The 24,567-nt window shown below is 67.5% G+C and carries 20 protein-coding genes and 1 pseudogene; 9 read left to right on the plus strand and 12 right to left on the minus strand.

Going from position 1 to position 24,567, the window contains the following annotated elements:
- Position 1 precedes the first annotated feature (1 nt).
- Positions 2–325, plus strand: a complete 324-nt coding sequence (locus MRB47_RS02935) for a DUF1840 domain-containing protein (protein WP_252101860.1) — start codon at positions 2–4, stop codon at positions 323–325.
- A gap of 37 nt (positions 326–362) precedes the next feature.
- Here MRB47_RS02935 and MRB47_RS02940 read toward each other — a convergent pair whose 3' ends face one another.
- The 9 genes from MRB47_RS02940 to MRB47_RS02980 all read right to left on the minus strand — a co-directional run bounded on the left by MRB47_RS02940 (position 363) and on the right by MRB47_RS02980 (position 11,371).
- Positions 363–1,400 carry a Bug family tripartite tricarboxylate transporter substrate binding protein gene (locus MRB47_RS02940; protein ID WP_252101861.1) on the minus strand — a complete coding sequence of 346 codons (1,038 nt, stop codon included), beginning with the start codon at positions 1,398–1,400 and terminating at the stop codon, positions 363–365.
- A 165-nt stretch (positions 1,401–1,565) separates the two neighbouring features.
- Positions 1,566–2,555 carry a tripartite tricarboxylate transporter substrate-binding protein gene (locus MRB47_RS02945; RefSeq protein ID WP_011803923.1) on the minus strand — a complete coding sequence of 330 codons (990 nt, stop codon included), beginning with the start codon at positions 2,553–2,555 and terminating at the stop codon, positions 1,566–1,568.
- Between the two features lie 191 nt (positions 2,556–2,746).
- The gene (locus MRB47_RS02950) at positions 2,747–3,994 is read right to left on the minus strand and encodes a phenylacetate--CoA ligase family protein (protein WP_252101862.1); all 1,248 of its coding nucleotides are present in this window, start codon (positions 3,992–3,994) and stop codon (positions 2,747–2,749) included.
- 92 nt (positions 3,995–4,086) lie between these two features.
- The gene (locus MRB47_RS02955; RefSeq protein ID WP_103738184.1) at positions 4,087–4,896 is read right to left on the minus strand and encodes an ABC transporter ATP-binding protein; all 810 of its coding nucleotides are present in this window, start codon (positions 4,894–4,896) and stop codon (positions 4,087–4,089) included.
- A 195-nt stretch (positions 4,897–5,091) separates the two neighbouring features.
- Positions 5,092–6,417, minus strand: coding sequence for an ABC transporter substrate-binding protein (locus tag MRB47_RS02960; protein ID WP_252101863.1), 1,326 nt, complete (start codon positions 6,415–6,417; stop codon positions 5,092–5,094).
- A 76-nt stretch (positions 6,418–6,493) separates the two neighbouring features.
- Entirely contained in the window at positions 6,494–7,570 is a 1,077-nt protein-coding gene (locus MRB47_RS02965) for a branched-chain amino acid ABC transporter permease (protein ID WP_252101864.1), read from the minus strand.
- Between the two features lie 118 nt (positions 7,571–7,688).
- Positions 7,689–8,618: a branched-chain amino acid ABC transporter permease gene (locus tag MRB47_RS02970; RefSeq protein ID WP_012655498.1), complete on the minus strand. Its 930-nt coding sequence runs from the start codon at positions 8,616–8,618 to the stop codon at positions 7,689–7,691.
- Positions 8,619–8,628: 10 nt separating this feature from the next.
- The gene (locus tag MRB47_RS02975; RefSeq protein WP_252101865.1) at positions 8,629–9,414 is read right to left on the minus strand and encodes an ABC transporter ATP-binding protein; all 786 of its coding nucleotides are present in this window, start codon (positions 9,412–9,414) and stop codon (positions 8,629–8,631) included.
- Positions 9,415–9,436: 22 nt separating this feature from the next.
- Entirely contained in the window at positions 9,437–11,371 is a 1,935-nt protein-coding gene (locus MRB47_RS02980; RefSeq protein WP_041835859.1) for an AMP-dependent synthetase/ligase, read from the minus strand.
- Between the two features lie 224 nt (positions 11,372–11,595).
- On the opposite strand from MRB47_RS02980, the gene MRB47_RS02985 reads away from it, so the two are divergent.
- The 8 genes and pseudogenes from MRB47_RS02985 to MRB47_RS03020 all read left to right on the plus strand — a co-directional run bounded on the left by MRB47_RS02985 (position 11,596) and on the right by MRB47_RS03020 (position 21,124).
- Positions 11,596–13,302, plus strand: coding sequence for an ExeA family protein (locus MRB47_RS02985; RefSeq protein WP_252102579.1), 1,707 nt, complete (start codon positions 11,596–11,598; stop codon positions 13,300–13,302).
- Between the two features lie 4 nt (positions 13,303–13,306).
- The gene (locus tag MRB47_RS02990) at positions 13,307–14,074 is read left to right on the plus strand and encodes a general secretion pathway protein GspB (RefSeq protein ID WP_123674890.1); all 768 of its coding nucleotides are present in this window, start codon (positions 13,307–13,309) and stop codon (positions 14,072–14,074) included.
- 158 nt (positions 14,075–14,232) lie between these two features.
- Positions 14,233–15,039, plus strand: a complete 807-nt coding sequence (locus tag MRB47_RS02995) for a Crp/Fnr family transcriptional regulator (protein WP_220638441.1) — start codon at positions 14,233–14,235, stop codon at positions 15,037–15,039.
- Positions 15,040–15,095: 56 nt separating this feature from the next.
- A complete protein-coding gene (locus MRB47_RS03000; RefSeq protein WP_411275727.1) occupies positions 15,096–16,118 on the plus strand; it encodes a pseudouridine synthase in 1,023 nt (340 codons plus the stop codon).
- Positions 16,119–16,464: 346 nt separating this feature from the next.
- Entirely contained in the window at positions 16,465–18,417 is a 1,953-nt protein-coding gene (gene htpG, locus MRB47_RS03005) for a molecular chaperone HtpG (protein ID WP_252101866.1), read from the plus strand.
- Between the two features lie 203 nt (positions 18,418–18,620).
- The gene (locus tag MRB47_RS03010; protein ID WP_011803936.1) at positions 18,621–19,613 is read left to right on the plus strand and encodes a Bug family tripartite tricarboxylate transporter substrate binding protein; all 993 of its coding nucleotides are present in this window, start codon (positions 18,621–18,623) and stop codon (positions 19,611–19,613) included.
- Positions 19,614–19,826: 213 nt separating this feature from the next.
- Positions 19,827–20,426 (plus strand): annotated as a pseudogene (gene xrtH, locus MRB47_RS03015) (exosortase H).
- A 26-nt stretch (positions 20,427–20,452) separates the two neighbouring features.
- A complete protein-coding gene (locus tag MRB47_RS03020) occupies positions 20,453–21,124 on the plus strand; it encodes an exosortase H-associated membrane protein (RefSeq protein ID WP_252101867.1) in 672 nt (223 codons plus the stop codon).
- A gap of 6 nt (positions 21,125–21,130) precedes the next feature.
- Here MRB47_RS03020 and MRB47_RS03025 read toward each other — a convergent pair whose 3' ends face one another.
- The 3 genes from MRB47_RS03025 to MRB47_RS03035 are packed head-to-tail and all read right to left on the minus strand — an operon-like array spanning position 21,131 to position 24,448.
- Positions 21,131–22,171 (minus strand): serine/threonine protein kinase, encoded by a 1,041-nt coding sequence (locus tag MRB47_RS03025; protein ID WP_252101868.1) that lies wholly within the window; start codon positions 22,169–22,171, stop codon positions 21,131–21,133.
- Positions 22,172–22,206: 35 nt separating this feature from the next.
- Positions 22,207–23,646 (minus strand): bifunctional serine/threonine-protein kinase/universal stress protein, encoded by a 1,440-nt coding sequence (locus tag MRB47_RS03030; protein ID WP_012655509.1) that lies wholly within the window; start codon positions 23,644–23,646, stop codon positions 22,207–22,209.
- A gap of 43 nt (positions 23,647–23,689) precedes the next feature.
- Complete coding sequence (locus tag MRB47_RS03035) at positions 23,690–24,448, minus strand: metallophosphoesterase family protein (protein ID WP_252101869.1); 759 nt, start codon at positions 24,446–24,448, stop codon at positions 23,690–23,692.
- Between the last annotated feature and the right edge of the window lie 119 nt (positions 24,449–24,567).

Genomic DNA, 24,567 nt, shown 5'->3' on the forward strand with positions numbered 1-24,567 from the left:
GATGCTTTTCAAATTCAAATCCCGCGCCACCGCCGACGTCATCATGCTGGAGCCCAATGGCAAACAGCTGCTGGAGATCATCGGCAAGTCGCCGAATGAGCCGCACGGCATCATCACCTCCGCGCAGATTCCTGCCGCCATCCGCGCGTTGGAAGAGGCGGTAGCGGTTGAAGAGGCCGCTGCAGCGGCCACCGCCCCGGACGAGGACGATCAGACCGAGGAAGAGGCCCCTCGCGGCGACGGCGTGCGCCTGCGCCAGCGCGCGGCGCCTTTCATCGACATGCTGCGCCGCAGCGCCGCCGAGGATTGCGACGTGGTCTGGTGACGCGCAGCGCGCCCCGGCGGGCGCGCGCATCCGCTCTTCAATCCACCTTCGCGCCGGACGCCTTCACCACCTGCGCCCACTTGCGGTGCTCGCGGTCGATCAGGCTGGCAAATTCGGCGCTCGTATTGCCGCCGGGAATCGCTCCCTGGGACAGCAGCCGCTCCTTGACGGCAGGGGTGGCCAGCGCCTTGGCCACTTCCTGCTGGACGCGCTGGACGATGTCGGCCGGCGTGCCCGCGGGCGCCAGCAGTCCGAACCATGAACTGGCTTCGAAGCCCTTGAGCGCGGGGCCGCCGGCCTCTTCCACCGTGGGGACGTCGGGCAGGGCGGTGGAGCGTTTCGCGCTGGTGACCGCCAGCGCCTTGAGCTTGCCGCCCTTGATATGGGCCATGGAGGAGGGCAGGTTGTCGAACATCACGTCCATGTTGCCGCCCACCATGTCCAGCAGCGCGGGCGCAGATCCGCGGTAGGGCATGTGCAGCATGTAGGTGCCGGTCATGCTCTTGAACAGCTCGCCGGCCAGGTGGATCGAGGTGCCGTTGCCGCTGGACGCCATGTTGAGCTTGCCCGGGTTGGCTTGGGCATAGCGGATGAAGTCCTGCACGGTGTTGATGCCCAGGCTGCGCGCCTTCTCGGTGTTCATGACCATCACGTTGGGCACCGACGCGACAAGCGTGACGGGCGCGAAGTCCTTGATCGGGTCGTAGGGCAACTGCTTGTACAGCGCGCGGTTGATGCCATGCGTGCCCACGGTGCCCATCAGCAGCGTGTAGCCGTCAGGGGCGGACCTGGCCACCAGTTCGGCACCGATGTTGCCCCCCGCGCCGCCGCGGTTGTCCACGATGAACTGCTGGCCAAAGGCCTTGCCCAGCTCGGGCGCAATGGCGCGCGCCAGGATATCGGTGGTACCCCCGGCGGCGAACGGCACCACGATGCGGACCGGCTTGGCCGGCCAGGGGCTGGCTTGGGCATACGCGGCGCACGTGGCGCCCAGGCCCAATGCAAGAAGCGCCGCGATGGCGTGCAGGGCCTGGCGGCGTGGTGGGGTGCGGCGTGGGATGGAGGTGTGCGGCATGCGGTCTTTCCAAAAAGCGTGAAAGAAGGCTTCGGTTGTAGGCGCCGCAGCCGCGCAGGGGCAGCAGGATTACCCGCAGTTCCCATGAAAAAACGCCCGGTGCGCGGGCACCGGGCGTTGGCAGGAAAGGCGGGCAGACGGACGCGCCCGCCGCGCTGGCGCAGATCAGTCGGCGTAAGTGCCGGCTGCCTTGATCACCATGCCCCACTTTTCGATTTCAGACTGCACGAACTTCTTGTGTTCGGCCGGCAGCACGCGCTTGTCGGCCACCACCACGGCGCCCAGGCCTTCCTGCTTCTTGATGAAGTCAGGATCCTTCACGGCCACTTGCAGCGCTTCGTTGATGCGCGTCAGCACGGCGGCGGGCGTGCCCTTGGGGGCATACAGGCCATGCCAGACGGAGACGTTGAAGTCTTTCAGGCCGCTTTCCTGCAGCGTCGGCAAGTCCTTGAGCGACGGCATCGTCAGGCGCTGGTTGGTGGTCACGGCAAAGGCCTTGACCTTCTTGCCCTCGATCTGCGTCGTGGTGTTGGTGGTCTGGTCGCACATCAGGTCGATCTGGCCGCCAATCAGGTCGGTGATGGCGGGCGCCGCGCCCTTGTAGGCCACGGGCGTCATGTGCGACTGCAGCGCGTGCTGGAACATCAGGCCGCACAGATGGCCGGCCGAGCCCAGGCCGGAGTGGCCCAGGTTCACCTTTTCCTTGTTCTGCGCAATCCAGGTGGCCAATTCCTTGTAGTTCTTGGCCTCCAGCGTCGGGCGCGAGATGATGGTCATGGGCACGTCGTTGACGATGCCCAGGAACTCGAAGTCGTTCAACACGTTGAACGACAGCTTGCGGTACAGCGTGGGGATGGTGGCCATGCCGATGTGGTTCAGCAGCAGGGTGTAGCCGTCCGGCTGTGCACGGGCCACCTTGGCTGCGCCAATGGTGCTGCCTGCACCGGCGGCGTTTTCGACGACGACCGTGGCACCGCCCAGGGGCTTGCGCAGGGCCTCTGCCAGGTCACGGGCCACGCGGTCGGTGGGGCCGCCGGCCGAGAAGGGCACGACGATGGTGATGTTCTTGTCCTTGACCGGATAGGCCTGGGCGGATGCGCCGAATGCAGCCAGGATGGCGGCCGCTCCCACGGCGATCTTGAATGTCGTTCTCATGATGCTCCTTGGAAAAGAGGCGCAATCATAGAGAGGAACGGCGTGCCGGACATCAAGGAAACCCCCGAGTCCGCTCCGCCTGACAAATGGGCGACGTTTGACCCCGGGGGGTTGACGCGGCTGCTGGCGGCTTGTGTGCTGCGCACGACGCTATGGCGCCGGACGGCGCCGGCCGGCCGCCCCGCGGGTGATCAGCGGTAGCTGCGCGCGTCTTCGATGACCTTGCCGTCGTTGGGCAGGCTGCCGGGGGGCACCATCTGCACGTCGCCGCGCAGCTTGGTCACTTCGCGCAGCGCTTCCGCCAGTTGCTGGGCCATGCCTGCGGCGGTTTCCGTGGTCTCCACCTGCAGCACCATCTGGTCGTTGGCCATCTCGCCGCTGACCACCAGCCGCGCGCGCTGCACCTGGGGGAAGCGCTTGACCACGCTGGCAATCTGGCCGGGGTGCACGAACATGCCGCGCACTTTGGTGGTCTGGTCCGCGCGGCCCATCCAGCCCTTGATGCGGGTATTGGTGCGGCCCGTGGGGCACTGGCCCGGCAGTACGGCCGACAGGTCGCCGGTGCCGAAGCGGATCAGCGGGTAGTCGGGGTTCAGCGTGGTGATGACCAGCTCGCCCACTTCGCCCTCGGGCACCGGGTCGCCGGTGCCCGGGCGCACGATCTCGACGATCACGCCCTCGTCCAGCACCAGGCCTTCGCGCGCGCTGGTCTCATAGGCGATCAGGCCCAGGTCTGCCGTGGCGTAGCACTGGTAGCCCGTCACGCCGCGCGCGGCCAGCCAGTCGCGCAGCGAGGGCGGGAAGGCCTCGCCCGAGACCAGCGCCTTGGTCACGCTGGGCAGCGCCACGCCGTGTTCGTGGGCCTTGTCGAGGATGATCTTCAGGAAGCTGGGCGTGCCGATGTAGCCGGCCGGGCGCAGCTCGGCCATGGCCTGCACCTGCTGCTCGGTCTGCCCCGTGCCGCCCGGAAAGACCGTGCAGCCCAGTGCGTGGGCGCCAGTCTCCATCATCGAGCCGGCAGGCACGAAGTGGTAGCTGAAGCTGTTGTGGATCAGCTCGCCGGTGCGAAACCCCGCGGCATACATGGCGCGTGCCATGCGCCAGTAGTCCGGCCGCGCGCCCTCGGGCTCATAGATGGTGCCGGGGCTGGCGAACACGCGGGGCATGTGGCGCCCGAATGCCAGGGCGCTGAAGCCGCCGAACGCATTCTGGCCGCGCTGCGCCTGCTGGCGCTCCAGCAGTTCGTACTTGCGCGTGACGGGCAGGCGGGCCAGCGCGGCGCGGTCGGTGATGGTGGTGGCGTCCACGCCCTCCAGGATGCCGGCGAAGGCCGGGCTGGCCTGCTGGGCGTGGGCGATCTGCCGGGGCAGGGCCGCCATGAGGGCGGCTTCACGCTCGGCGGGGGCGCGGGTTTCCAGGGCGTCGTAGAACATGCTCATGCCTGGGTCTCCTGTCGTTGGGAGGGGTTTAGGGTGAAATCGGCCTCCAGCGCTTGCCTGTCAAGCGCTAGCAGCTATTAATTTGAGAGTAATTAGGCCAGCCAGCGCTTGCGGCGCTTGTAGCTCTTGACGTCCTTGAAGCTCTTGCGCTCGCCACCGCCGACGCCCAGGTAGAACTCCTTGACGTCCTCGTTGCTGGCCAGCTCCTGCGCGGGCCCGTCCATGACGATGCGGCCGCTTTCCATGATGTAGCCGTAGTCGGCGTACTTCAGGGCCATGTTGGTGTTCTGCTCGGCCAGCAGGAAGGTGGTGCCTTCCTTGGCGTTGAGATCCTTCACGATGTTGAACACCTCTTCCACGATCTGCGGCGCCAGGCCCATCGAGGGCTCGTCCAGCAGCACGATGCTGGGGTTGCTCATGATGGCCCGGCCAATCGCGCACATCTGCTGCTCGCCGCCCGAGGTGTAGGCGGCCTGGCTGGTGCGGCGCGTCTTCAGGCGCGGGAAGTAGTTGTAGACCTTCTCCAGGTTGGCGGCGATCTCGCCCTTGTCGGTGCGCGTGTAGCTGCCGGTGAGCAGGTTCTCCTCGATGGTCAGGTGGGCGAAGCAGTGGCGCCCCTCCATGACCTGCACCACGCCGCGCTTGACCAGGTCGGCGGGCGAGAGGTTCTGGATCTGCTCGCCGCGCAGCTCGATGCTGCCCTTGGTGACCTCGCCGCGCTCGCCCTTGAGCAGGTTGGAGATCGCGCGCAGCGTGGTCGTCTTGCCCGCGCCGTTGCCGCCCAGCAGTGCGACGATGCCCTTCTCGGGCAGTTGCAGCGACACGCCCTTGAGCACCAGGATCACATGGTTGTAGATGACCTCGATGCCATTGACGCTGAGAACGATGTTTCTGGACTCCATAGCCTTGCCCTTGTAGTGGTGCCAATCGGCAGGGCTGTCGCCACAGCCCTCTCGATTGGCGGCTGCCCTGCGCAGCCGCTTGAACCTGGCGCAACCCGCGCCAGCGGGCGCCGTGGAACGGGTCTTGCCCGACCACCGGCGCCACCCCCTTCCCGAGCAGAAGGGCGAGGGCGCGCAGCGCCTCAGGGGACGTCCTTAGGACTGGCAGTCGCCCGCTTCGCGGCGGGACATCTTCTTGTCGGCGAGGTACTTGTCCGCGCCGGCCTTGACCATAGGCTTGATGACCTGCTCATCGGCCTGGTACCAGTCGGACGAGAACTTCCACTGCTTGCCGTCCCAGGTGTGCACGCGGGCCCAGGTAGAACCCATGTGGTCCGCGCAGCTGGTGGACAGCGGGCGCATCAGGTCGGTGAAGCCCAGCGCGTCCAGTTTTTTCTGGTCCAGCGCCAGGTTTTCCATGCCCCAACGCACCTGCTCGGCGGTCATGACCTTGCCCTTGCCGAAGCGCTCCTGCGCGCGGCGCACGGCCTCCACGCCCAGCATCTGGATGATCACGCCGCGCGTGTACAGCACCGAGCCCACTTCGTCCTTGGGGCCCGTGCCCTGGTTGGCGCCGTGCACGTGCTTGAGGATGTCCTGCATGACCTTGGACTGCGTGCCATGGCCGTTGAGCGCCAGTGCGTGGTAGCCCTTGGCGCCATCGCCCACGTCGCGCACGTCCGGCTCGGCTCCGGCCCACCACACGCCGTACATCTTGTCGCGCGGGTAGCCCGTGGCCTGGGCTTCCTTCAGGGCGGTGGAGTTCATCACGCCCCAGCCCCACAGCAGCACGTAGTCGGGGCGGCTCTGGCGCACCTGCAGCCAGGTGGCCTTCTGCTCCACGCCGGGCGCGGTCACGGGCAGCATCTGCAGCTCGAAGCCGTGCATCTTGGAGCGCTCCTGCAGCAGCGGGATCGGCTCCTTGCCGAAGGGGCTGTCGTGGTAGACCAGTGCGATCTTCTTGCCCTTGAGCTTGTCCAGGCCGCCGGCGTTCTTGCCGATGTGCTGGATCAGGATGTCGGCGCCGGTCCAGTAGCTGCCCATGTAGGGGAAGTTCCACTTGAAGGCCATGCCGTCCTGCGCGACCGACAGGCCATAGCCCAGCGTCATCAGCGGGATCTTGTCCACGGGCGCCTTCTCGGTCAGCGCGAAGGTGATGCCGGTGGCCTGCGGGTCGAACAGCGTCACGCCGGGGCGGCTCTTCAGACGCTCGTAGCACTCCACGCCGCGGTCGGTGGCGTAGCCGGTCTCGCACTCTTCCCAGGTCAGCTTCACGCCGTTCACGCCGCCGTCGCGCGCGTTGATCATCTTGATGTAGTCCTGCTTGCCGTTGGCCCATGGCACGCCGTTCGGGGCGTAGGGGCCCGTGCGGTACGACAGCAGGGGGAAGAACTGTTCCTTGGCCTGGGCGGCGGCGCCGCCTGCAAAGCCGGCCAGGGTGCAGGCCACCGTGGCGGCCGCAGCGAGTCGGGTGAATTTCATGGTCTTGTCTCCTTGTGGTTGGATGGAACGTCGCCTGAATTGCGCCGGTCGGCGCGGAACACACCTTGCAATGGCATCAATGGGGGAAGGGCCACACACGCATCTTCTGCTTGCCGATGGACCACAGCTTGGCCAGGCCGTGGGGCTCCACGATGAGGAACCACACGATCAGCGCGCCGAAGATCATCAGTTCCGCATGCGACACGGCTGCGGTGGAGATGTCCACGCCGAACAGGCCGGCCACCGCGGGCAGGAACTGGTTCAGGAAGATGGGCAGCACCACGATGAAGGCCGCGCCGAAAAACGCGCCCATGATGGAACCCATGCCGCCGATGATGACCATGAACAGCAGGCGGAACGACACCTCGACCGAGAACGCCGCCGGCTCCCACGAACCCAGGTGCACGAAGGCCCACAGCGCGCCCGCCATGCCGACGATGAAGGAGCTGACAGCGAAGGCGCTGAGCTTGGCGTACATCGGGCGGATGCCGATCACCGCGGCGGCCACGTCCATGTCGCGGATGGCCATCCATTCGCGGCCGATGGCGCCGCGCACCAGGTTCTTGGCCAGCAGGGCCACGACCACCAGGAGCGTCAGGCAGAACAGGTACTTGGCCATGGCGCTGTCCAGCGGCATGCCGAAGACCTGCAGGTTGCTGACCGAGACCGAGCCGGAGTCGGAATTGTTGGTGAACCACTTGATGCGCAGGAACATCCAGTCGCTGAAGAACTGCGCCGCCAGCGTGGCCACGGCCAGGTACAGCCCTTTCACGCGCAGGCTGGGCAGCCCGAACAGGATGCCGAAGAACGTGGCGCACAGCCCGCCCAGGATCAGGGCCGGGACCAGCGGCATCCCAGGGAAGCGCACGAAGAAGTTGAAGGCCCCGTAGGCGCCTACCGCCATGAAGGCGCCCGAGCCCAGCGAGATCTGCCCGCAGTAGCCCACGAGGATGTTCACGCCCAGCGCGGCCATGGACATGATCACCAGCGGGATCAGGATGGCGCGGTAGAAGTAGTCCGACGCCATCGCGGGCACCGCCACGAAGGCCACGGCCAACAGCAGCAGGACGGCGATGCGGTCCTGGGTGATGGGAAAGATCTGCTGGTCGGCCTTGTAGGTGGTCTTGAACTGGCCGTTTTCGCGGTAGAACATTATTTACTCCAAATCTTTCAACCAAGGGCGATGATCTTTTGGCTGCGGGCACTGCGTGCCCTCGCCGGAAGACCATCCTTCGCCTGCGGCGAAGAACCCTGCGGGTTGATCGCGTATGTCATACGCGATCGATGATCTTCTCGCCGAACAACCCTTGGGGCCGGAACAGCAGGAACACGAGGGCCAGCACGTAGGCAAACCAGATCTCGATGCCGCCGCCCACGAAGGGCCCCAGGTACACCTCGGAGAGCTTCTCGCCCACGCCGATGATCAGCCCGCCGATGATGGCGCCCGGCACCGAGGTCAGGCCTCCCAAGATCACCACCGGCAGCGCGCGCAGCGCCACCGTGGTCAGCGAGAACTGCACGCCCAGCTTGGAGCCCCAGATCATCCCGGCCACCAGTGCCACGACACCGGCGACACACCACACGATGACCCAGATGTGGTTGAGCGGGATGCCGATGGACTGCGCCGCCTGGTGGTCGTCGGCCACGGCGCGCAATGCGCGGCCGGTCTTGGTCTTTTGAAAGAAGATGCTCAGCACCACCACCAGGGCGGCGGCAATGCCTGCGGCAATCACGTCTTCCTTGTTCACGAGCACGCCGCCCTCGAACACGGTGTCCAGCAGGAACACCGGGTCCTTGGGCATGCCGATGTCGATCTTGTAGATGTCGCTGCCGAAGAAGGTCTGGCCCAGGCCTTCCAGGAAGTAGGTGATGCCCAGCGTGGCCATGAGCAGCGTGGCGCCTTCCTGGTTCACGAGGTGGCGCAGCACCAGGCGCTCGATGAACCAGGCCACTGCGAACATGCACAGACCTGCGATCAGGAACGCGGCCAGATTGGCCACGATCGGGTTGCTGATGCCGGTCCACTCCGGGATCCACTCGGCAAAGCGCGCCATGGCCAGGGCCGCGAACAGCACCATGGCACCCTGCGCGAAGTTGAAGACGCCCGAGGCCTTGAAGATCAGCACGAAGCCGAGTGCCACCAGCGCGTAGAGCATGCCGGCCATCAGGCCGCCGATCAGGGTTTCGAGAAAGAATGCCATTTGCTTGCCCTCAGTGGCTGGTGCCCAGGTAGGCGCGAATCACGTCTTCGTTGTTGCGCACTTCGTCCGGCGCGCCGTCGCCGATCTTTTTGCCGTAGTCCAGCACCACGACGCGGTCGCTGATGTCCATCACCACGCCCATGTCGTGTTCGATGAGGACGATGGTGGTGCCGAACTCGTCGTTCACATCCAGGATGAAGCGGCACATGTCCTGCTTCTCCTCCACGTTCATGCCGGCCATGGGCTCGTCCAGCAGCAGCACCTGGGGTTCCATGGCAAGGGCCCGGCCCAAGTCCACGCGCTTTTGCAGGCCGTAGGGCAGCTGGCCGACGGGGGTCTTGCGGTGCGCCTGGATCTCCAGGAAGTCGATGATGTGTTCGACCTTCTCGCGGTGGGCGATCTCCTCGCGCTCGGCCGGTCCGATGCGCAGTGCCTGCAGGAGCAGGTTGCTTTTGATCTTGAGGTTGCGCCCGGTCATGATGTTGTCGATCACGCTCATGCCCTTGAACAACGCCAGGTTCTGGAAGGTGCGCGCGATGCCCACCTCGGCGACCTGGCGGCTGTTCATGTGGCCAAAGGTCTGTCCGCGGAACGTGATGGAGCCCTCGGACGGCGTGTACACCCCGTTGATGCAGTTGAGCATGGAGCTCTTGCCCGCGCCATTGGGGCCGATGATCGAGCGGATCTCGTGCTCGCGCACGTTGAACGAAATGTCGGTGAGCGCCTTGACGCCGCCGAACCGCAGGCTGATGTTCTTGACGTCGAGGATGACGTCGCCAATCTTCTTGCTGGTCATGTGTCTGCTGCCTCGTTGCGTGTCAGGCGGCCGCCCGGGTGGCGGGGAAGGTCTTGGCGTCGGTGATCTTCAGCGTGGCGCTCACGCTGCCCTTGCGCCCGTCCTCGAACTTCACCTGCGTTTCGATGAACTGCTCGGCCTTGCCCGTGTACAGCGCATCCACCAGCACGCCGTACTTCTCGGCGATGAAATTGCGGCGCACCTTGCGCGTGCGGGTCAGTTCGTCGTCGTCGGGGTCCAGCTCCTTGTGCAGCACCAGGAAGCGCGCGACCTGCGTGTCGGCCATGCCGGCTTCGGCGGCCAGATCGGCGTTCACCTGCGAGATGCAGTCGGCGATCAGCTCGATCACCTTGGGCTTGGAGGCCAGGTCCACATAGCCGCCGTAAGGGATGCCCTGGCGCTCGGCCCAGTTGCCCACGGCCTCGTAGTCGATGTTGATGAAGGCGCAGACCTGATCGCGCTGGTTGCCGAAGCAGACGGCTTCCTTGATGTGCGGGAAGAACTTGAGCTTGTTTTCGATGTAGTTGGGCGCGAACATGGCCCCGCTGGCCGTCTTGCCCACGTCCTTGGCACGGTCGATGATGCGCAGCTGGCCGTTGGCGTCGATCACGCCGGCATCGCCGGTGTGGAAGTAGCCTTCGGCGTCGATCACCTCGGCGGTGGCGTCGGGCCGCTTGTAGTACTCCTTGAGCACCGACACGCCCTTGACCAGCACCTCGCCGTTGTCGGCGATCTTCAGCTCGATGCCGGGGGCCGCCTGGCCCACGGTGTTCAGGTCCACCTGGCCATCGCGTTGCAGGCAGACGTAGGCGCAGGTTTCCGTCTGACCGTAGAGCTGCTTGAGGTTGATGCCGATGGAGCGGAAGAAGCGGAACAGGTCGGGCCCGATGGCCGCGCCTGCCGTGTAGGCCACGCGGATGCGCGACAGGCCCATCACGTTGCGCAGCGGTCCGTAGATGGCGAGGTCGGCCAGGCGGTACTTGAGGCGGTCAATTGCGCCCACGGGCTTGCCGTCCAGAAGGTCGGAGCCCACGCGGCGCGCCAGCTGCATGCATTTCTCGAACAGCCAGCGCTTGGGCGCAGCGGCGTCCTCCATGCGGATGGAGACCGACGTCAGCATGCCTTCGAACACGCGCGGCGGGGCGAAGTAGTAGGTGGGGCCGATCTCGCGCAGGTCGATGGAGACGGTGCTGGCCGACTCGGGGCAGTTGATGGTGAAGCCGGCCACCATCCACTGCGCGAGCGAGAACAGGTGGTCCCCCACCCACGCCGGGGGCAGGTAGGAAATCACGTTGTCCTGCGGGCCCAGGCGGTCCACCTCCACCGCGCCTTGCGCAGAGGCGATGAAGCTGGCATGCGTCTGGCACACGCCCTTGGGCTTGCCCGTGGTGCCCGAGGTGTAGAGGATCACCGACACGTCCTGCGGGTCGATCTGCTCCACCAGTGCATCCCATGCGCCGGGGTGGGCCTTGTCCCACTCGGCGCCGCGCGCCACCAACTGCGCGGTGCTGATGAGGCCCGGCTGGTCGTAGTGGCGCAGGCCGCGCGGGTCGTCATAGATGATGTGCTGGATGCCGGATACCGATTCGCGCACCTCCAGCAGCTTGTCCACCTGTTCCTGGTTTTCGGCAAACGCGAAGGCAATCTCCGCGTCCTGGATGACGAAGGTCATCTCGGCGGCCACGGCGTCCTGGTACAGCGGAATCGGCACGCCCCCCACGCTTTGCACGGCCACGAAGCCCATGTACAGGTGTGGCCGGTTGTCGCTGATCAGCGCCAGGTTCTGGCCCTTGGCAAAGCCCAGCGACAGCAGGCCGCAGGCCATGTGGCGCACCTCGGCCGCGGCGTCCTTCCAGCTCCAGGTCTGCCAGATGCCATATTCTTTCTCGCGCAGTGCTGCAGCGTCGGGGCGCTGGGCGGCGTGCTGCAGCAGTAGATGGGGGAATGTGGTCTTCATTCCGGTTCCTATCAGGGTCTGTGGAGGGCAGCGCACGGGAAACTAGAAGTCCGCTGCCGGTTTGCAACCAATGGTAGGAACGACTTTGACGTTATCTTGTCTTTACGATGACAATTCAAGGGTTAGTCCTCAGGGGTCTAACCCTGACCGCCCTCGACAGGTGGTGATCGCGGGGAGCTGAGGGGTTCATGGGCGCGACAGGCGAGGGCGCTATGCTCGCCGCCATGTACGCCCCGTTCTTCGGACTCGAACACCCGCCTTTTTCCATCGCGCCCGACCCGCGCTACCTCTTCATGAGCGAGCGCCATCGCGAAGCCCTGGCCCACCTGCTGTACGGCCTGGATGCGGGCGGCGGCTTCGTGCTGCTCACGGGCGAGATCGGCACCGGCAAGACCACGGTGTGCCGCTGCTTCCTGGAACAGATTCCGCCGCAGTGCAACGTTGCTTACATCTTCAACCCGAAGCTCACGGTGCCTGAGCTGCTGCGCTCCATCTGCGACGAATTCGGCGTGGCGCACCGCCCCGCCATACCGGGGGCGGAGACCGTGAAGGACTGCCTGGACCCGCTCAACGACTTCTTGCTGCAGCAGCACGCGGCGGGGCGCAACAACGTGCTCATCATCGACGAGGCGCAGAACCTCGCGCCGGATGTGCTGGAACAACTGCGCCTGCTCACCAACCTCGAGACCAGCGAGCGCAAGCTGCTGCAGATCATCCTCATCGGCCAGCCCGAGCTGCGTGCGATGGTGGCGGCGCCGGAGCTGGAGCAGCTCGCGCAGCGCGTGATCGCGCGCTACCACCTGGACGCCTTGAGCGCCGACGAAACACGCCAGTACATCGCCCACCGCCTGGCCGTGGCCGGGTTGCAAGGGCCGCTGCCTTTCCAGCAGCGGGCGCTGGCACGCGTGCACGCGCTCACGGGTGGCGTGCCGCGGCGCATCAACCTGCTGTGCGACCGTGCCCTGCTGGGTGCTTACGGCGCGGGTGTGCGCGAGGTGACCGATGCCATGGTGCGCCGCGCCGCGCGCGAGGTGTTCGATGCGCCCGCCACGGTGCGCCCCGACGCGGCAGGGCGCTGGCTCGCCGCTGGAACCGGCGGGCTGGTGGGCGCGGCGGCGCTGGGCGGGCTGGCCTGGGCGCTGGGCTGGTGGCCGCTTGCAGACGGTGGCGCCGGCTCCACGCAGGCACAGACACAGGCGCAGGTGCCGGCCATGGCCGCGTCGGCTGCGGCCGTGCCCGCGTCATCCCCCGCCTCGGCCGCTTCTGCGCCCGACGCGCCAGCGCCCCCGCCGACATTGGCGCAGTTCCTGGCCATCCAGCCCGTGGCGCAGGCGCCGGCGGCCTGGCAGGCGCTGGCCCGGCAGTGGCAGGCGAGCGTGCCCGACGGCGCCACGGACCCCTGCGCCGCGCTGGCGCCCGAGGGCCTGCGCTGCTACCGCAGCCGCCGCGCCAGCCTGAACCTGCTGCGCCAGCTTGATCGGCCCGTGCTGCTGATGCTGCGGCCTGCCGAGGGCGATGCGCAGGGCGAGGCCCTGGCGCCTGAGGTGGCGGTCTTGCTGCGCCGGCTGGATGACGGCACCGCCACGCTGGAAGGCGTGCAGGGCCAGACGCTGCAGGTGCGTGTGACGGAGCTTGCGCCGCTGTGGCGCGGCGAGGTTGCCACGCTGTGGAAGGCCCCTGCCGAGCTGGCCGATTCGGGCGACGTCACCGCCACTGCCGCGGGCGCCGCCTGGCTGGACCAGCAACTGGCGGCCGCCGGCGCGGGCACCGCCGCAGCCCGTACCGCAACGCCCGCCGCGCGCCGCGCGCGCATCCACCAATTTCAGCTGGGCCAGGGCCTCACGCCCGATGGCCGCGCTGGTCCCTTGACCCTGATGTTGCTCAACCGCGCCGCAGGCGTGCCGGAGCCGCGTTTGCTCAGCGGAGCCTGAACCCATGTCCTACATTCTTGATGCGCTGCGGCGCGCCCAGGCCGAGCGCGGCCGTGGCAGCGTGCCCGGCCTGCATACCCCCGCGTCGCCCGTGGCGGTGCCCACCGTGCAGCGCGCCGCACCGGCGCGGGGGCTGCCCTGGATGGTGCTTGCAGCGCTGGCGGGCGTTGGGGCGGCAGCCGGCGCCTGGTGGCTGGTGCGTGCGCCCAGTGCGACGGTGGCCGCGGTGGTGCCGGCGCCTGCACCCGCAATACCGGCACCTGCCGCTCCGGCCTCCGCCGTGCCGGCCCAAGGGGCAGCGCCGTTGCCCGAAACTGCGCCCGCAACCACACCAGCGCCAACACCAACACCAGCGCCAACACCAGCGCGAGCACCGGCATCGGCATCTGCACCAGCATCCAAACCCACGCCCGAGCGCTCTGCCCGCGCCGAAGCGCCTGCCCCCCGGCCCGAGCGCAGCGCGCCGGCCCCCGCGGCGCCTGCCCGCGCACCGGCCCCGCGCGCTGCGCCGCCGGCTCCCGCGCCGCAGGAATCGACGGGAACCGTCTTTGCCCTGGCCGACCTGCCGGCGAGCGTGCGTGAGCAACTGCCCACCCTGCAGCTCGCGGGCGTGACCTACTCGTCCAATCCCGTGTACCGCATGGTGATCGTCAACGGCCAGGTGCTGCACGAGGGGGATACCGCCGCCCCCGGCCTGGTGCTGGAGCGCATCGAGCCGGCGCGTACCGTGTGGGCGTTCCGCGGCTACCGCTATGCCTTGCCGACGCAGTGATGGGTTTCTAGTCAAACAGGGCTTGATCCCAGAATCAGTAAGCGCTAACAGCTATTAAATAAATAGCATTTGAGTGTGTCGATACCTCGGACCGGCCAGGCGTTGGTTCGTGGTATTCCCGCTGCCCCGCTGCGCGCTTTGACCGCATGCTTGCGCGCATGAGCCAAGACGCCTCCCTGCACCAGCGGCGCCGCCCGCCCACGGCCCAAGAACTCAGCGGCATTCCCTGGATGGCGTTGCTGCAGCCCGCCGAGCGCGAACGGGCGGTGGCCGCGCTGGCCGTCGGCGATGCCCAGCCGGGCGACTACGTGTGCCGTGTGGGCCGGCCGGTGACGTACTGGTTTGGGGTGGTCGAGGGCCTGCTCAAGATGAGCGCGGACAACGCCGACGGGCTGACGATGACCTTCACCGGCGTGCCCCCCGGCGGCTGGTTCGGCGAAGGCACGGCGGTCAAGCGCGAGCCCTACCGCTACAACATCCAGGCCCTGCGCAAGAGCGTGGTGGCGGGCCTGCCCATCGACACCTTCCATTGGCTGCTGGACCATTCCATCGGCTTCAACCGCTTCGTGATGAACCAGCTCAACGAGCGCCTGGCGCAGTTCATCGCCGCGCGGGAAATCGACCGCCTCACCAACCCCGACCTGCGCGTGGCGCGCAGCCTGGCGGCGCTGTTCAACCCCGTGCTCTACCCGGGCGTCGGGGAAGTGCTGCGCATCACCCAGCAGGAGCTGGCCTACTTGGTTGGCCTGTCGCGCCAACGTGTGAACGAGGCCCTGGCGACCCTGGAAGCGCAGGGGGCGATCCGCGTGGAGTACGGCGGCCTGCGCGTGCTGGACCTGCAGGCGCTGCGCACCAGCCTGTTCAGGCGGATGGAGCCCGCGGACGCGGGCCGCCCCGGGCCCCGGCGCCGCGCTTCACCGCGCAGGGCGCCGGCCGACGAGAACGAGCCCGCCGCCATGATCTGAAGGCGCGGTAGATGGGGCGGGGCGCGGCGCGCTCCACGGCGCGAGACAATAGCGCCATGCCCGAAACGCCCGAACGCCCCCCCGCACCGTCCGCTTCTGCTTCCCCCACTCCGCTGCGCCCGCGGCTGGTGCTGCGCAAGCCGACCGCGCCCGCAGCACCTGTGGCCACCGGCAAGGCGCCGGGCCGGTCCGCAGGCCGGACGGCCGGCACGGCCGCACCCAGCGGCGCGGCAGGCGCCCCCCGTACGGCGAGCCGGCACGCGCCGGCCGCGCCGCGCCCTCCTGCCACCCGTGCGCCCGCTGGCGCTGCGCAGGCGCCTGCAGACGGCCGCATGCGCCTGAACAAGCGCATGGCCGATCTGGGGCTGTGTTCGCGCCGCGAGGCCGACGACTGGATCGCCCAGGGCTGGGTGCGCGTCAACGGGCAGGTGGCGGCCATGGGGCTGCAGGTGGGGCCGCACGATCGCATCGACGTGGACCGCGCGGCCCAGGGCCACCAGCGCCAGCAGGTGACCATCCTGCTGCACAAGCCCATGGGCTATGTGAGCGGCCAGGCCGAGGACGGCCACACGCCGGCCGTGGCGCTGATCAACCCACGTACGCACTGGAAGGACGATGAGAGCCGCACGCGCTTCGCGCCGGCGCAACTCAAGGGCCTGGCACCCTGCGGGCGGCTGGACATCGACTCCGTGGGCCTGCTGGTGCTGACGCAGGACGGCCGCGTGGCGCGCCAGCTCATCGGCGAGGACTCGACGGTGGACAAGGAGTACCTGGTGCGCGTGCAGTACGGCGATCGCGCGCAGGATGTGCGCGCCGTCTTCCCCGCCGACAAGCTGGCGCTGCTGAACCATGGCCTGGCGCTGGACGGCCAGCAGCTCAAGCCGGCGGTGGTGGAGTGGCAGAACCCCGAGCAGTTGCGCTTCGTGCTGCGCGAGGGCAAAAAGCGCCAGATCCGCCGCATGTGCGAGCTGGTGGGCCTCAAGGTGGTGGGCCTCAAGCGCATCCGCATCGGCCAGGTGCTGCTGGGCAAGCTGCCGCCGGGCCAGTGGCGCTACCTGGCGCCGGGTGAGCGCTTTTAAGCTATTAAATCAGGAGCTGCTAGCGCTCGCCAAAAGGGCGTTTGCAGTTCAAAACCCTTTGAAATGCAGAAAAGGAGAGCGCAAGCCGCTCTCTTTTTTGATGGCTGCGGTAGGCGTTCAGTCGCTGCTGCCGCTCGACAGCGGTGCGTTGTAGATCACCGCGCCCAGGATCGCGCCGACGCTGGGGCATGCGGCCAGCGTGGCATCGGTTGGTGGCAAATCGCCGTGCAGCGCCCCTTGAAGCCGGTCGCGGCGCCCCCACCTGCGCATGCGTTCCGGCCGCGCCGGAGAACATGGTTGAATCCCCTGTGATTTCTTTCCCGTTGCCTTTGTTTGAAAAACACCTATGAGCAAGCACACCCATTCCTTCCAGGCCGAAGTGGCGCAACTGCTGCACCTGGTCACGCATTCGCTGTATTCCAACAAAGAGATCTTCCTGCGCGAGCTGGTCTCTAACGCCTCGGACGCCTGTGACAAGCTGCGCTTTGAAGCGCTGAACAATGCAGCGCTGTACGAGGATGCGCCCAACCTGGAGGTGCGCGTGTCCTTCGACAAAGAAGCGCGCACGCTGACCATCACCGACAACGGCATCGGCATGAGCGAGCACGAGGCCATTGACCACCTGGGCACGATCGCCAAGAGCGGTACGCGCGACTTCATGAACCGCCTGTCGGGCGACCAGAAGGCCGACGCGCAGCTGATCGGCCAGTTCGGCGTGGGCTTCTACTCGGGCTTCATCGTGGCCGACCGCATCACGGTCGAGAGCCGCCGCGCGGGCCTGCCCGCCAGCGAAGGCGTGCGCTGGGCCAGCGGCGGCGCGGGTGACTTCGAGGTGGAGGCCATCGAGCGTGCGGCGCGCGGCACCAGCGTGATCCTGCACCTGCGCGAGGATGCCGAGGAGTTCCTCAACGCCTGGAAGATCAAGCAGGTGATCGGCAAGTATTCCGACCACATCAGCCTGCCCATCCTCATGGAAAAGGAGGAGTGGAAGGAGAGCGAGAAGGAAGGCGAGCCGGGCCAGATGGTGAAGACCGGCGAGTGGGAAACCGTGAACAAGGCCAGCGCCCTGTGGACGCGGCCCAAGAAGGACATCACCGACGAGCAGTACCAGGACTTCTACAAGTCCATCAGCCACGACTTCGAGAATCCGCTCACCTGGAGCCACAACCGCGTCGAGGGCAACACCGAGTACACGCAGCTGCTGTACATCCCTGCCAAGGCGCCGTTCGACCTGTGGAACCGCGACAAGAAGGCCGGCGTGAAGCTGTACGTCAAGCGCGTGTTCATCATGGACGACGCCGAGTCGCTCATGCCCAGCTACCTGCGCTTCGTCAAGGGCGTGATCGACTCCGCCGACCTGCCGCTGAACGTGAGCCGCGAGCTGCTGCAGGAAAGCCGCGACGTGCGCCTGATCCGCGACGGCTCGGTCAAGCGCGTGCTGTCCATGCTCGAGGACCTGGCCAAGCACGACAAGCATGAGGCAGCGGCGGAAGGCGTCGATGGCGTGCAGGACGTGGTCAGCGCCGAGGACAAGGCCAAGGAAGGCAAGTACACCCAGTTCTACACCGAGTTCGGCGCCGTGCTCAAGGAAGGCCTGGGCGAGGATTTCGCCAACCGCGAACGTCTGGCCAAGCTGCTGCGCTTTGCCTCCACCACATCGGATACGCCGAGCGTTTCCTTTACCGACTACAAGGCGCGCATGAAGGAGGGCCAGGAGGCCATCTACTACATCACTGCCGACACGCTGGCCGCCGCCAAGAACAGCCCGCAGCTCGAAGTCTTCAAGAAGAAGGGCATCGAGGTGCTGCTCATGACCGACCGCGTCGACGAGTGGGCGCTGAACTACCTGCAGGACTTCGATGGCACGCCGCTGCAGTCCGTGGCCAAGGGCGCGGTGGACCTGGGCAAGCTGCAGGACGAGGCCGAGAAGAAGGCCGCCGAGGAGGCCGCCGAGGCCTTCAAGCCCGTGCTCGCCAAGCTCAAGGAAGCGCTCAAGGACAAGGCCGAGGACGTGCGCGTGACCACGCGCCTGGTTGATTCGCCCGCTTGCCTGGTGGTGCAGGACGGCGGCATGAGCACGCAGCTCGCGCGCCTGCTCAAGCAGGCCGGCCAGAGCGCGCCTGACGCCAAGCCCGTGCTGGAAGTGAACCCCGAGCATGCGCTGGTCAAGAAGCTGGACGGCAGCGTGCACTTTCACGACCTGGCGCACATCCTGTTCGACCAGGCGCTGCTCGCTGAGGGCGGCCTGCCTGAGGACCCGGCCGCGTACGTGAAGCGCGTGAACGCGCTGCTGGCCTGAGGCGGGCTTGCCACCCTCGCGCCCGGCCTGTGCCGGGCCGTCTCTACAGACCGACCACACCCGGTCCTGCGCGAGCAGGCCGGGTTTTTTTGCGCCACGGCGGTTCCGCGTGTCCCGGTCCCCATCAAGGCTATCCCTAATGGTTGTCTGGACCTCAGATGGTGAATATCGAAACCTGCGTTCCGATCAAAAAGGGTTGTGACATGGGAATCAAGACATCGCTGGTTTTTTCTGCCCTGGTGTGGGGCTGTTCGGGGCTGGCCCTGGCCCAGAATGCGGCCGCGCCGCAGGACTATCCGCGCCGGCCCATCACCATGGTGATCCCGGCCGCAGCCGGGGGCGGCACCGACGTGGTGGGCCGCGTGCTGGCCGACGAACTCGGTAAGCGCCTGGGCCAGCCGGTGGTGGTGGACAACAAGAGCGGGGCTTCGGGCATGCTGGGCGCCAATGCGGTCGCGCGTGCGGCGCCTGATGGCTACACGGTGCTGGTGTCGTACTCCACGCCCGTGTTCTACGCGCACCACATGTTTTCCAAGGTGCCGTACGACATCCGCAAGGACTTCGAGTTCATCACCCAGATCGCTGCGACCAGCCTGGTGCTGATGGTCAACGCCAACGTGCCCGTCAAGAACATGAAGGAATTCATGGCCTGGGCGCAACAGAACAAGGGCAAGATCAACTACGGCTCGTACGGGACCGGCTCGCCCGGCCACCTGATGAGCGCCTACCTCAGCGACTCGCGCAAGCTGGAGATGACGCACGTGGCCTACAAGAGCGAGGCGCCGCACATCCAGGACCTGTCTGCGGGCGTGGTCTCCTGGGGTATGGGCACGCTGGCCGCCGCGCAGCCGCAGATCAAGGCCGAGCGCCTGCGCCCGCTGGCGATCCTGGGCCCCCGGCGACTGGCCGATTTGCCCGACGTGCCCACGATGGCCGAGGCGGGCTTTCCCGACCCGGAGTTCAAGACCATCGCCTGGTTCACCATGCTGGCGCCGGCGGGCACGCCCAAGCCCATCCTGGCCCGCCTGGAGAAGGAGGCGGTGCAGATCATCCACTCCACCGCGATGAAGGCCCGCCTGCAGGTCTTCGGCCTGGAAGGGGTGGAAGGCGGGGCCGCACAGTTCCGCAAGGACTTTGAGGCGTCCAACCCCATCATCGATAAGCTGGTGAAAATATCCGGCGCCAAGCAGGACTGATGGGGGCGCACGGTCCTCGCGCAGTTCGTTGCAGGGTGGGCTAGGCAGGTCCAAAGAGGGCTCTGCAGCGTGAGGGCTGAGCCTGCTGAGCCCCTGCCGCACCCGATGGCAGCCAGGTCGGGTCGATAGCGCTGGCGGTGTCCAGGCAGCCACGGATAATGCAGGCGCCTTGCGCAAAGCCTATCGCCCCGTGGCCTCCTGGGCCCTCACACCATGCTGCGCTTCTTTCTTCTCTTTCTCGCCATCCAGTTATCGCTGTTTGGCATCAACATGCTGAACTGGGTGCAACAGCATCTGGTGTTGCCCTGGACGGCGCTGTTGGCCCGCATCTGCGCAGGGCTGGTCACCTGGTTTGATACCACGGCCGCTGCGCAGGGCAAGGTGCTGTAGAACACCCTCACGGGTTTTGGCGTGTCCATCGAACCGGGGTGCAACGGGATCGAGGCCTGCATCGTCCTGTTCGCGGCCGTGATCGCCTTTCCTTCCTCCTTGCGCCACAAACTGTTCGGCCTGGTCGCAGGCTTTGCTGCGGTGCAGGCACTGAACGTGGTGCGGGTGATCAGCCTCTTCTACCTGGGCCAGTGGAACACGGCGGTGTTCAACTTTGCGCACGAATTCCTGTGGCAGGGGCTCATCATGCTGGATGTGCTGATCGTCTGGCTGCTTTGGGTCCGTGCCGGTGCCAAGGCGCAGCCGCCCCAGGAAACGCCGCCACCCGATGAGCCGCCCGCCCCGCCAATGCCGCTGGCGATGCCACGCCTGGACAAGGGCCATGGGCAGGTGAGCACCTCGCTCGACCTGTCGCCGCGCTGAGCCCTCAGGCACAGGAGGATTTCCCCGTGACAAAACCCGTGCAAACCGGAGCCCCTGCGCGCCGACCCTCCGTGCTCACGCGCTTTGTCCTGTATGCCTTTGGCGCCATGATTGTGCTCACGCTGCTGTGGACCAAAGCCTCGCCATGGCTCTCCTATCCTGTGGCATGGCTCTCCCATGTGGCGCTGGAACAGGCGGCACCCATGTGGGTGCGCGGCGTACACCAGCAGCTGGGCCGCATGGAGGTGGACACCGCGGTGGAGATCGCCGTACCCAACTCCGGCGGGCGCCGGGCCGAAGTCACGCTGGAGGCCGACCCGGGCCGCTACGCCTATGGCCTGCCGATCTTTGCCGCCCTGCTGGTGGCGGCTTGGGGTGCCGCGCGTGCGCCGGGGCGGGCCTCCCGCGCGGCGCTGGGCTATGTCTTGCTGTTGCCGGCGCAGGCCTTCAGCCTGGTGATGTACCTGCTCATGCAACTGGCGGGCGCGGCGCAGTTCGATGTGCGGGTGCTGCGCGTGGACCAGTGGCAGCTGGAGGCCATCGTCTACGGCTACCAGGTGGGCGTGCTGGTACTGCCCACGCTGGTGCCGGTGCTGGTCTGGCTCTGGCTGGACCGTCAGTTTTTTACCGACGTGATCGTGCGGGGCTGGAAGCAGTCCCTGGCTGCCTCGCCGGCCCCGCAGCGACCGGCTGGCTGACCGTCCTCAGGCGACCAGGGGTGGCTCCTGCATGGCCTCGATCTGCTCATGCAGCATGTCCACTTGGCCGCGCCAGTAGTCGCTGCTGCCGAACCAGGGAAAGTTGATCGGAAAGATCGGATCGCTCCAGCGCCGCGCCAGCCACGCGCTGTAGTGGATCAGGCGCAGTGTGCGCAGCGGCTCGATGAGCGCGAGCTCGCGCCGGTCGAAGGGGCGCAGCTGCTCGTAGCCGTCCAGCAGTGCCGATAGCTGTACTGTGCGCTGGCGGCGCTCGCCCGACAACAGCATCCACAGATCCTGCACGGCCGGGCCCATGCGCGCGTCGTCCAGGTCCACGAAATGCGGGCCGCCGTGGCCGGCGTCGTCCACGGGCGTCCACAGCACGTTGCCGGGGTGGCAGTCACCGTGCAGGCGGATGTTGCTCGCGTATTTCAAGCCAAATTGGCCTGTAGCGCCCGATAGACAAGCGCCAGCAGCTATTAATTCGAGAGCTTGTTCGCAGGCATCGCGCCATGCCGTCTGTTGGTCCAGGGGAATGATCTGTGCGCCCAGCAGCCAGTTGCGCGGCTCCTGGCCCAACGTCTGAAGGTCCAGCGCCGGGCGCTGCGCGAAGGGCCGGGCTGCGCCCACGTTGTGGATGCGTGCGAGGTAGCGGCCCAGCCACTCCAGCACCTCGAAGTCGTCCAGCTCGGGCGTGCGCCCGCCGCGCCAGGGACTGACGGCAAAGTCGAAGCCCGCATGCCGGTGCAGGCTGCGGCCGTGCAGCAGCAGGGGCGCGACCACGGGCACCTCGGCATCGGCCAGCTCCTGGGAGAAGGCGTGTTCCTCCAGGATCTGCGCCTCGCTCCAGCGCCCCGGGCGGTAGAACTTGGCCACCACGCGACTGCCGTCTTCCAGCGTGGCCTGGTACACGCGGTTCTCGTAGGAGCCCAGGGCCATCAGCCGGCCGTCGCCATACAAGCCGACGCTGGCCAGCGCGTCCAGCACCAGGTCGGGCGTGAGGCTGGCGTAGGGGTGGAGCGTGTCATCGGTGTGGGGCGCGGTCATGGCGTGATTGTCACGCTTGCGGCAGCCCCGCGGGGTCACTGGCCCAGCGCGTCGAAAGGCAGTTGCTGCTTGACCAGGATGACGGTGCAGGGGGCATCCCGCGCCACGCGGATGGGCACGGTGTCGATGAAGCGCTGCAACTGCAGCCCGTGCGTCGCCGCCCCCAGGATCATCATGCTCACGCGGTTGCCCTCGGCATAGCGGACCAGGGCCTGGGCCACGTCGCTGGCCTCCAGCACGTGGTAGCTGGCGCTGTGGCGCGACAGGTCCAGCCCCGCTGCCCACTGCTTGAGCCGCGCCAGGTGCGTGCGGTGCAGCATGGTCTCGCTGCGCGTGCTGTCGGACGTGCTGCTGGCCGAGGGGGAAATCACCGTCACGCAGGCCAGCCGCGCGCCGGGGCGTATGCCCAGCGAACGGGCAACCGCTTCGCGCAAGGAGTACAGCGTGGCGTCCGTCACGTCGTCGTGCGGCACTGCCACCATGAGGATGGGCACCTCGGCGATCTGGCGCGCCGGCAGCGGGCTGGGCTGGTAGTGCATGCCCGCAGCCTTGATCCAACGCTTGAAGTGCGCGCCCACGCCGGGCCCGCGCAGGCGCCGGCCGCGCTCGGTGATGGGCACCTGGTCGGGGTTGGCCAAGTCAAAGGCCAAGTGCGCGGCCGAAGGGTAGCGCTGCGCGGCTTCGGGTTCCAGACAGCGCAGGATCACCTCCTGCAGCCACTCGGGCAGGTCGGGGCGGTACTGGCGCGGCGGCGCAGGTGTCATCCACAGGCGCTGGCGCATGCCGCCCTGTGTGGTGGGCGAGCCGAAAGGCAGTTCGCCCGTGGCCATCTCGTAGAGCATGACGCCGATCGCGAAGATGTCGCTGCGCAGGTCGCCGCGCACGCCCACCACCTGCTCGGGCGCGATCCAGGTGGGCGAACCCACGGCCTGGCGCATTTCCTCGGCCAGCAGGTCGGGGTAGTGCGCGTGGCAGGACAGGCCGAAGTCCAGCAGCACCACGCTGCCGTCGGGGCGCAGCAGCACGTTGGCGGGCTTCAGGTCCAGGTGGCAGACATTCTGCTGGTGGATGCTGTGCGCGGCCAGCGCCATGGCGCCGCCGATGCGGGCGATGGTTTCCGCGCTGCGCGCAGCGGTGTCGCCCGGCGGGCGATCGTCCAGCCAATGCTGCAGCGTATCGCCCTGCACGTATTCCATGACCAGGTAGGGCAGCCGCATCAGGTCACCCGCCGCCACGAAGCGCGGCGCGTGGTGGCCCGACAGCGTGGGCAGAATGGTCAGCTCGACCTCGAAACCTACGATGTTCTCGGCCCCGTCGCCTGCCGTCATGCGCGGGATCTTCATGGCCATGGGAAATCCCGGGTCGCGCGACGCATTGGCATAGCCCACGCGGTAGATGTGCGCCATGCCGCCGGCGTGGATGCACTCATGCACCACGAAGCCGTCGATCTCGGTGCCGGGCGTGAGCAGCTTCATGGGGCGGTGGTGCGTCTGGTTCTGAAGGGTGGAAAAGGCGGGCTCAGCGCCCGCGCTCCAGCCGGTTGGCAAAGAACGTGGGCAGGCCGCTGGCGCGCACGGCGGCCGCGGCGGCGGCATGGTTGTAGGCCACGCGCTGGAAGGTGATGGTGGCGGCGTCCGGGTCGAACAGGGCATACATGGCGCGCGTGTCGCCATCGCGCGGCTGGCCGCACGAGCCGGCGATGGCCAGCCACTGGCGGTGCGGCGGCACGGGCACGGGCACGCCCGGCTGGGGCGAGAAGCGCATCAACTTGGCCGTGGGCGTGAGGAAGTACAGCGCCTGCTCATGCACGTGGCCGCAGAAGACGTAGCGGATGGCCGGGTCGATGCGCGTGGCGGCTGTCATGCAGCGCTCGGCGGCGTTGCTGTCGGTGATGTAGTGCCAGCGCTCGGGGACGTCGGCGCTGGCGTGCACCAGCAGCGCGTCGGGCCCCAGGCGCTCGGTCAGCGGCAGGCCGGCCAGGAAGCCACGCTGGCGCTCGTCCAGGTGCGGATGGGTCCACTGCGCGCTCTGGTCGCCCAGGTTCTGGGCAACGGCGGGCGGGGCGAGGGCGGCCGCGTCATGGTTGCCGCGCACGCACAGTGCGCCCGCGGCGGCCAGTTGCATGGCCCGGTCGAGCACCGGGCCGGGGTCCGCGCCATAGCCCACCAGGTCGCCCAGCAGCGCGAACTGCTGTGCACCGTGCGCTCGCGCATGCTCCAGGCAAGCGTCGAAGGCGGGCAGGTTGGCGTGGATGTCGGACAGCAGGGCGATCTTCATGGCGCGGGCAATGCAGGCGAAGCGGGGGACAGACCGCGCATGATGAACCCGGAAGCTGAGCGCTCGCTTGCAATGGGTATCCCGCCAGACTAGGGAAAACGCGGAGAACTGCGCCGCCC

This window comes from Diaphorobacter sp. LI3 (assembly GCF_022807955.1).
Lineage (GTDB): Bacteria > Pseudomonadota > Gammaproteobacteria > Burkholderiales > Burkholderiaceae_C > Diaphorobacter > Diaphorobacter nitroreducens.

Excerpts from the sequence above, each read along its gene's own strand:
- MRB47_RS02955 (WP_103738184.1), bottom strand. The coding sequence starts at position 4,896 with ATGGAGTCCAGAAACATCGTTCTCAGCGTCAATGGCATCGAGGTCATC.
- MRB47_RS02935 (WP_252101860.1), top strand. The coding sequence starts at position 2 with ATGCTTTTCAAATTCAAATCCCGCGCCACCGCCGACGTCATCATGCTG.
- MRB47_RS03010 (WP_011803936.1), top strand. The coding sequence starts at position 18,621 with ATGGGAATCAAGACATCGCTGGTTTTTTCTGCCCTGGTGTGGGGCTGT.
- MRB47_RS02970 (WP_012655498.1), bottom strand. The coding sequence starts at position 8,618 with ATGGCATTCTTTCTCGAAACCCTGATCGGCGGCCTGATGGCCGGCATG.
- MRB47_RS02945 (WP_011803923.1), bottom strand. The coding sequence starts at position 2,555 with ATGAGAACGACATTCAAGATCGCCGTGGGAGCGGCCGCCATCCTGGCT.
- MRB47_RS03030 (WP_012655509.1), bottom strand. The coding sequence starts at position 23,646 with ATGAAGCTGCTCACGCCCGGCACCGAGATCGACGGCTTCGTGGTGCAT.
- MRB47_RS03000 (WP_411275727.1), top strand. The coding sequence starts at position 15,096 with ATGCCCGAAACGCCCGAACGCCCCCCCGCACCGTCCGCTTCTGCTTCC.
- MRB47_RS03035 (WP_252101869.1), bottom strand. The coding sequence starts at position 24,448 with ATGAAGATCGCCCTGCTGTCCGACATCCACGCCAACCTGCCCGCCTTC.
- htpG (WP_252101866.1), top strand. The coding sequence starts at position 16,465 with ATGAGCAAGCACACCCATTCCTTCCAGGCCGAAGTGGCGCAACTGCTG.
- MRB47_RS03025 (WP_252101868.1), bottom strand. The coding sequence starts at position 22,171 with ATGACCGCGCCCCACACCGATGACACGCTCCACCCCTACGCCAGCCTC.
- MRB47_RS02985 (WP_252102579.1), top strand. The coding sequence starts at position 11,596 with ATGTACGCCCCGTTCTTCGGACTCGAACACCCGCCTTTTTCCATCGCG.
- MRB47_RS02980 (WP_041835859.1), bottom strand. The coding sequence starts at position 11,371 with ATGAAGACCACATTCCCCCATCTACTGCTGCAGCACGCCGCCCAGCGC.
- MRB47_RS02960 (WP_252101863.1), bottom strand. The coding sequence starts at position 6,417 with ATGAAATTCACCCGACTCGCTGCGGCCGCCACGGTGGCCTGCACCCTG.
- MRB47_RS02950 (WP_252101862.1), bottom strand. The coding sequence starts at position 3,994 with ATGAGCATGTTCTACGACGCCCTGGAAACCCGCGCCCCCGCCGAGCGT.
- MRB47_RS02975 (WP_252101865.1), bottom strand. The coding sequence starts at position 9,414 with ATGACCAGCAAGAAGATTGGCGACGTCATCCTCGACGTCAAGAACATC.
- MRB47_RS02995 (WP_220638441.1), top strand. The coding sequence starts at position 14,233 with ATGAGCCAAGACGCCTCCCTGCACCAGCGGCGCCGCCCGCCCACGGCC.
- MRB47_RS02965 (WP_252101864.1), bottom strand. The coding sequence starts at position 7,570 with ATGTTCTACCGCGAAAACGGCCAGTTCAAGACCACCTACAAGGCCGAC.
- MRB47_RS02940 (WP_252101861.1), bottom strand. The coding sequence starts at position 1,400 with ATGCCGCACACCTCCATCCCACGCCGCACCCCACCACGCCGCCAGGCC.
- MRB47_RS02990 (WP_123674890.1), top strand. The coding sequence starts at position 13,307 with ATGTCCTACATTCTTGATGCGCTGCGGCGCGCCCAGGCCGAGCGCGGC.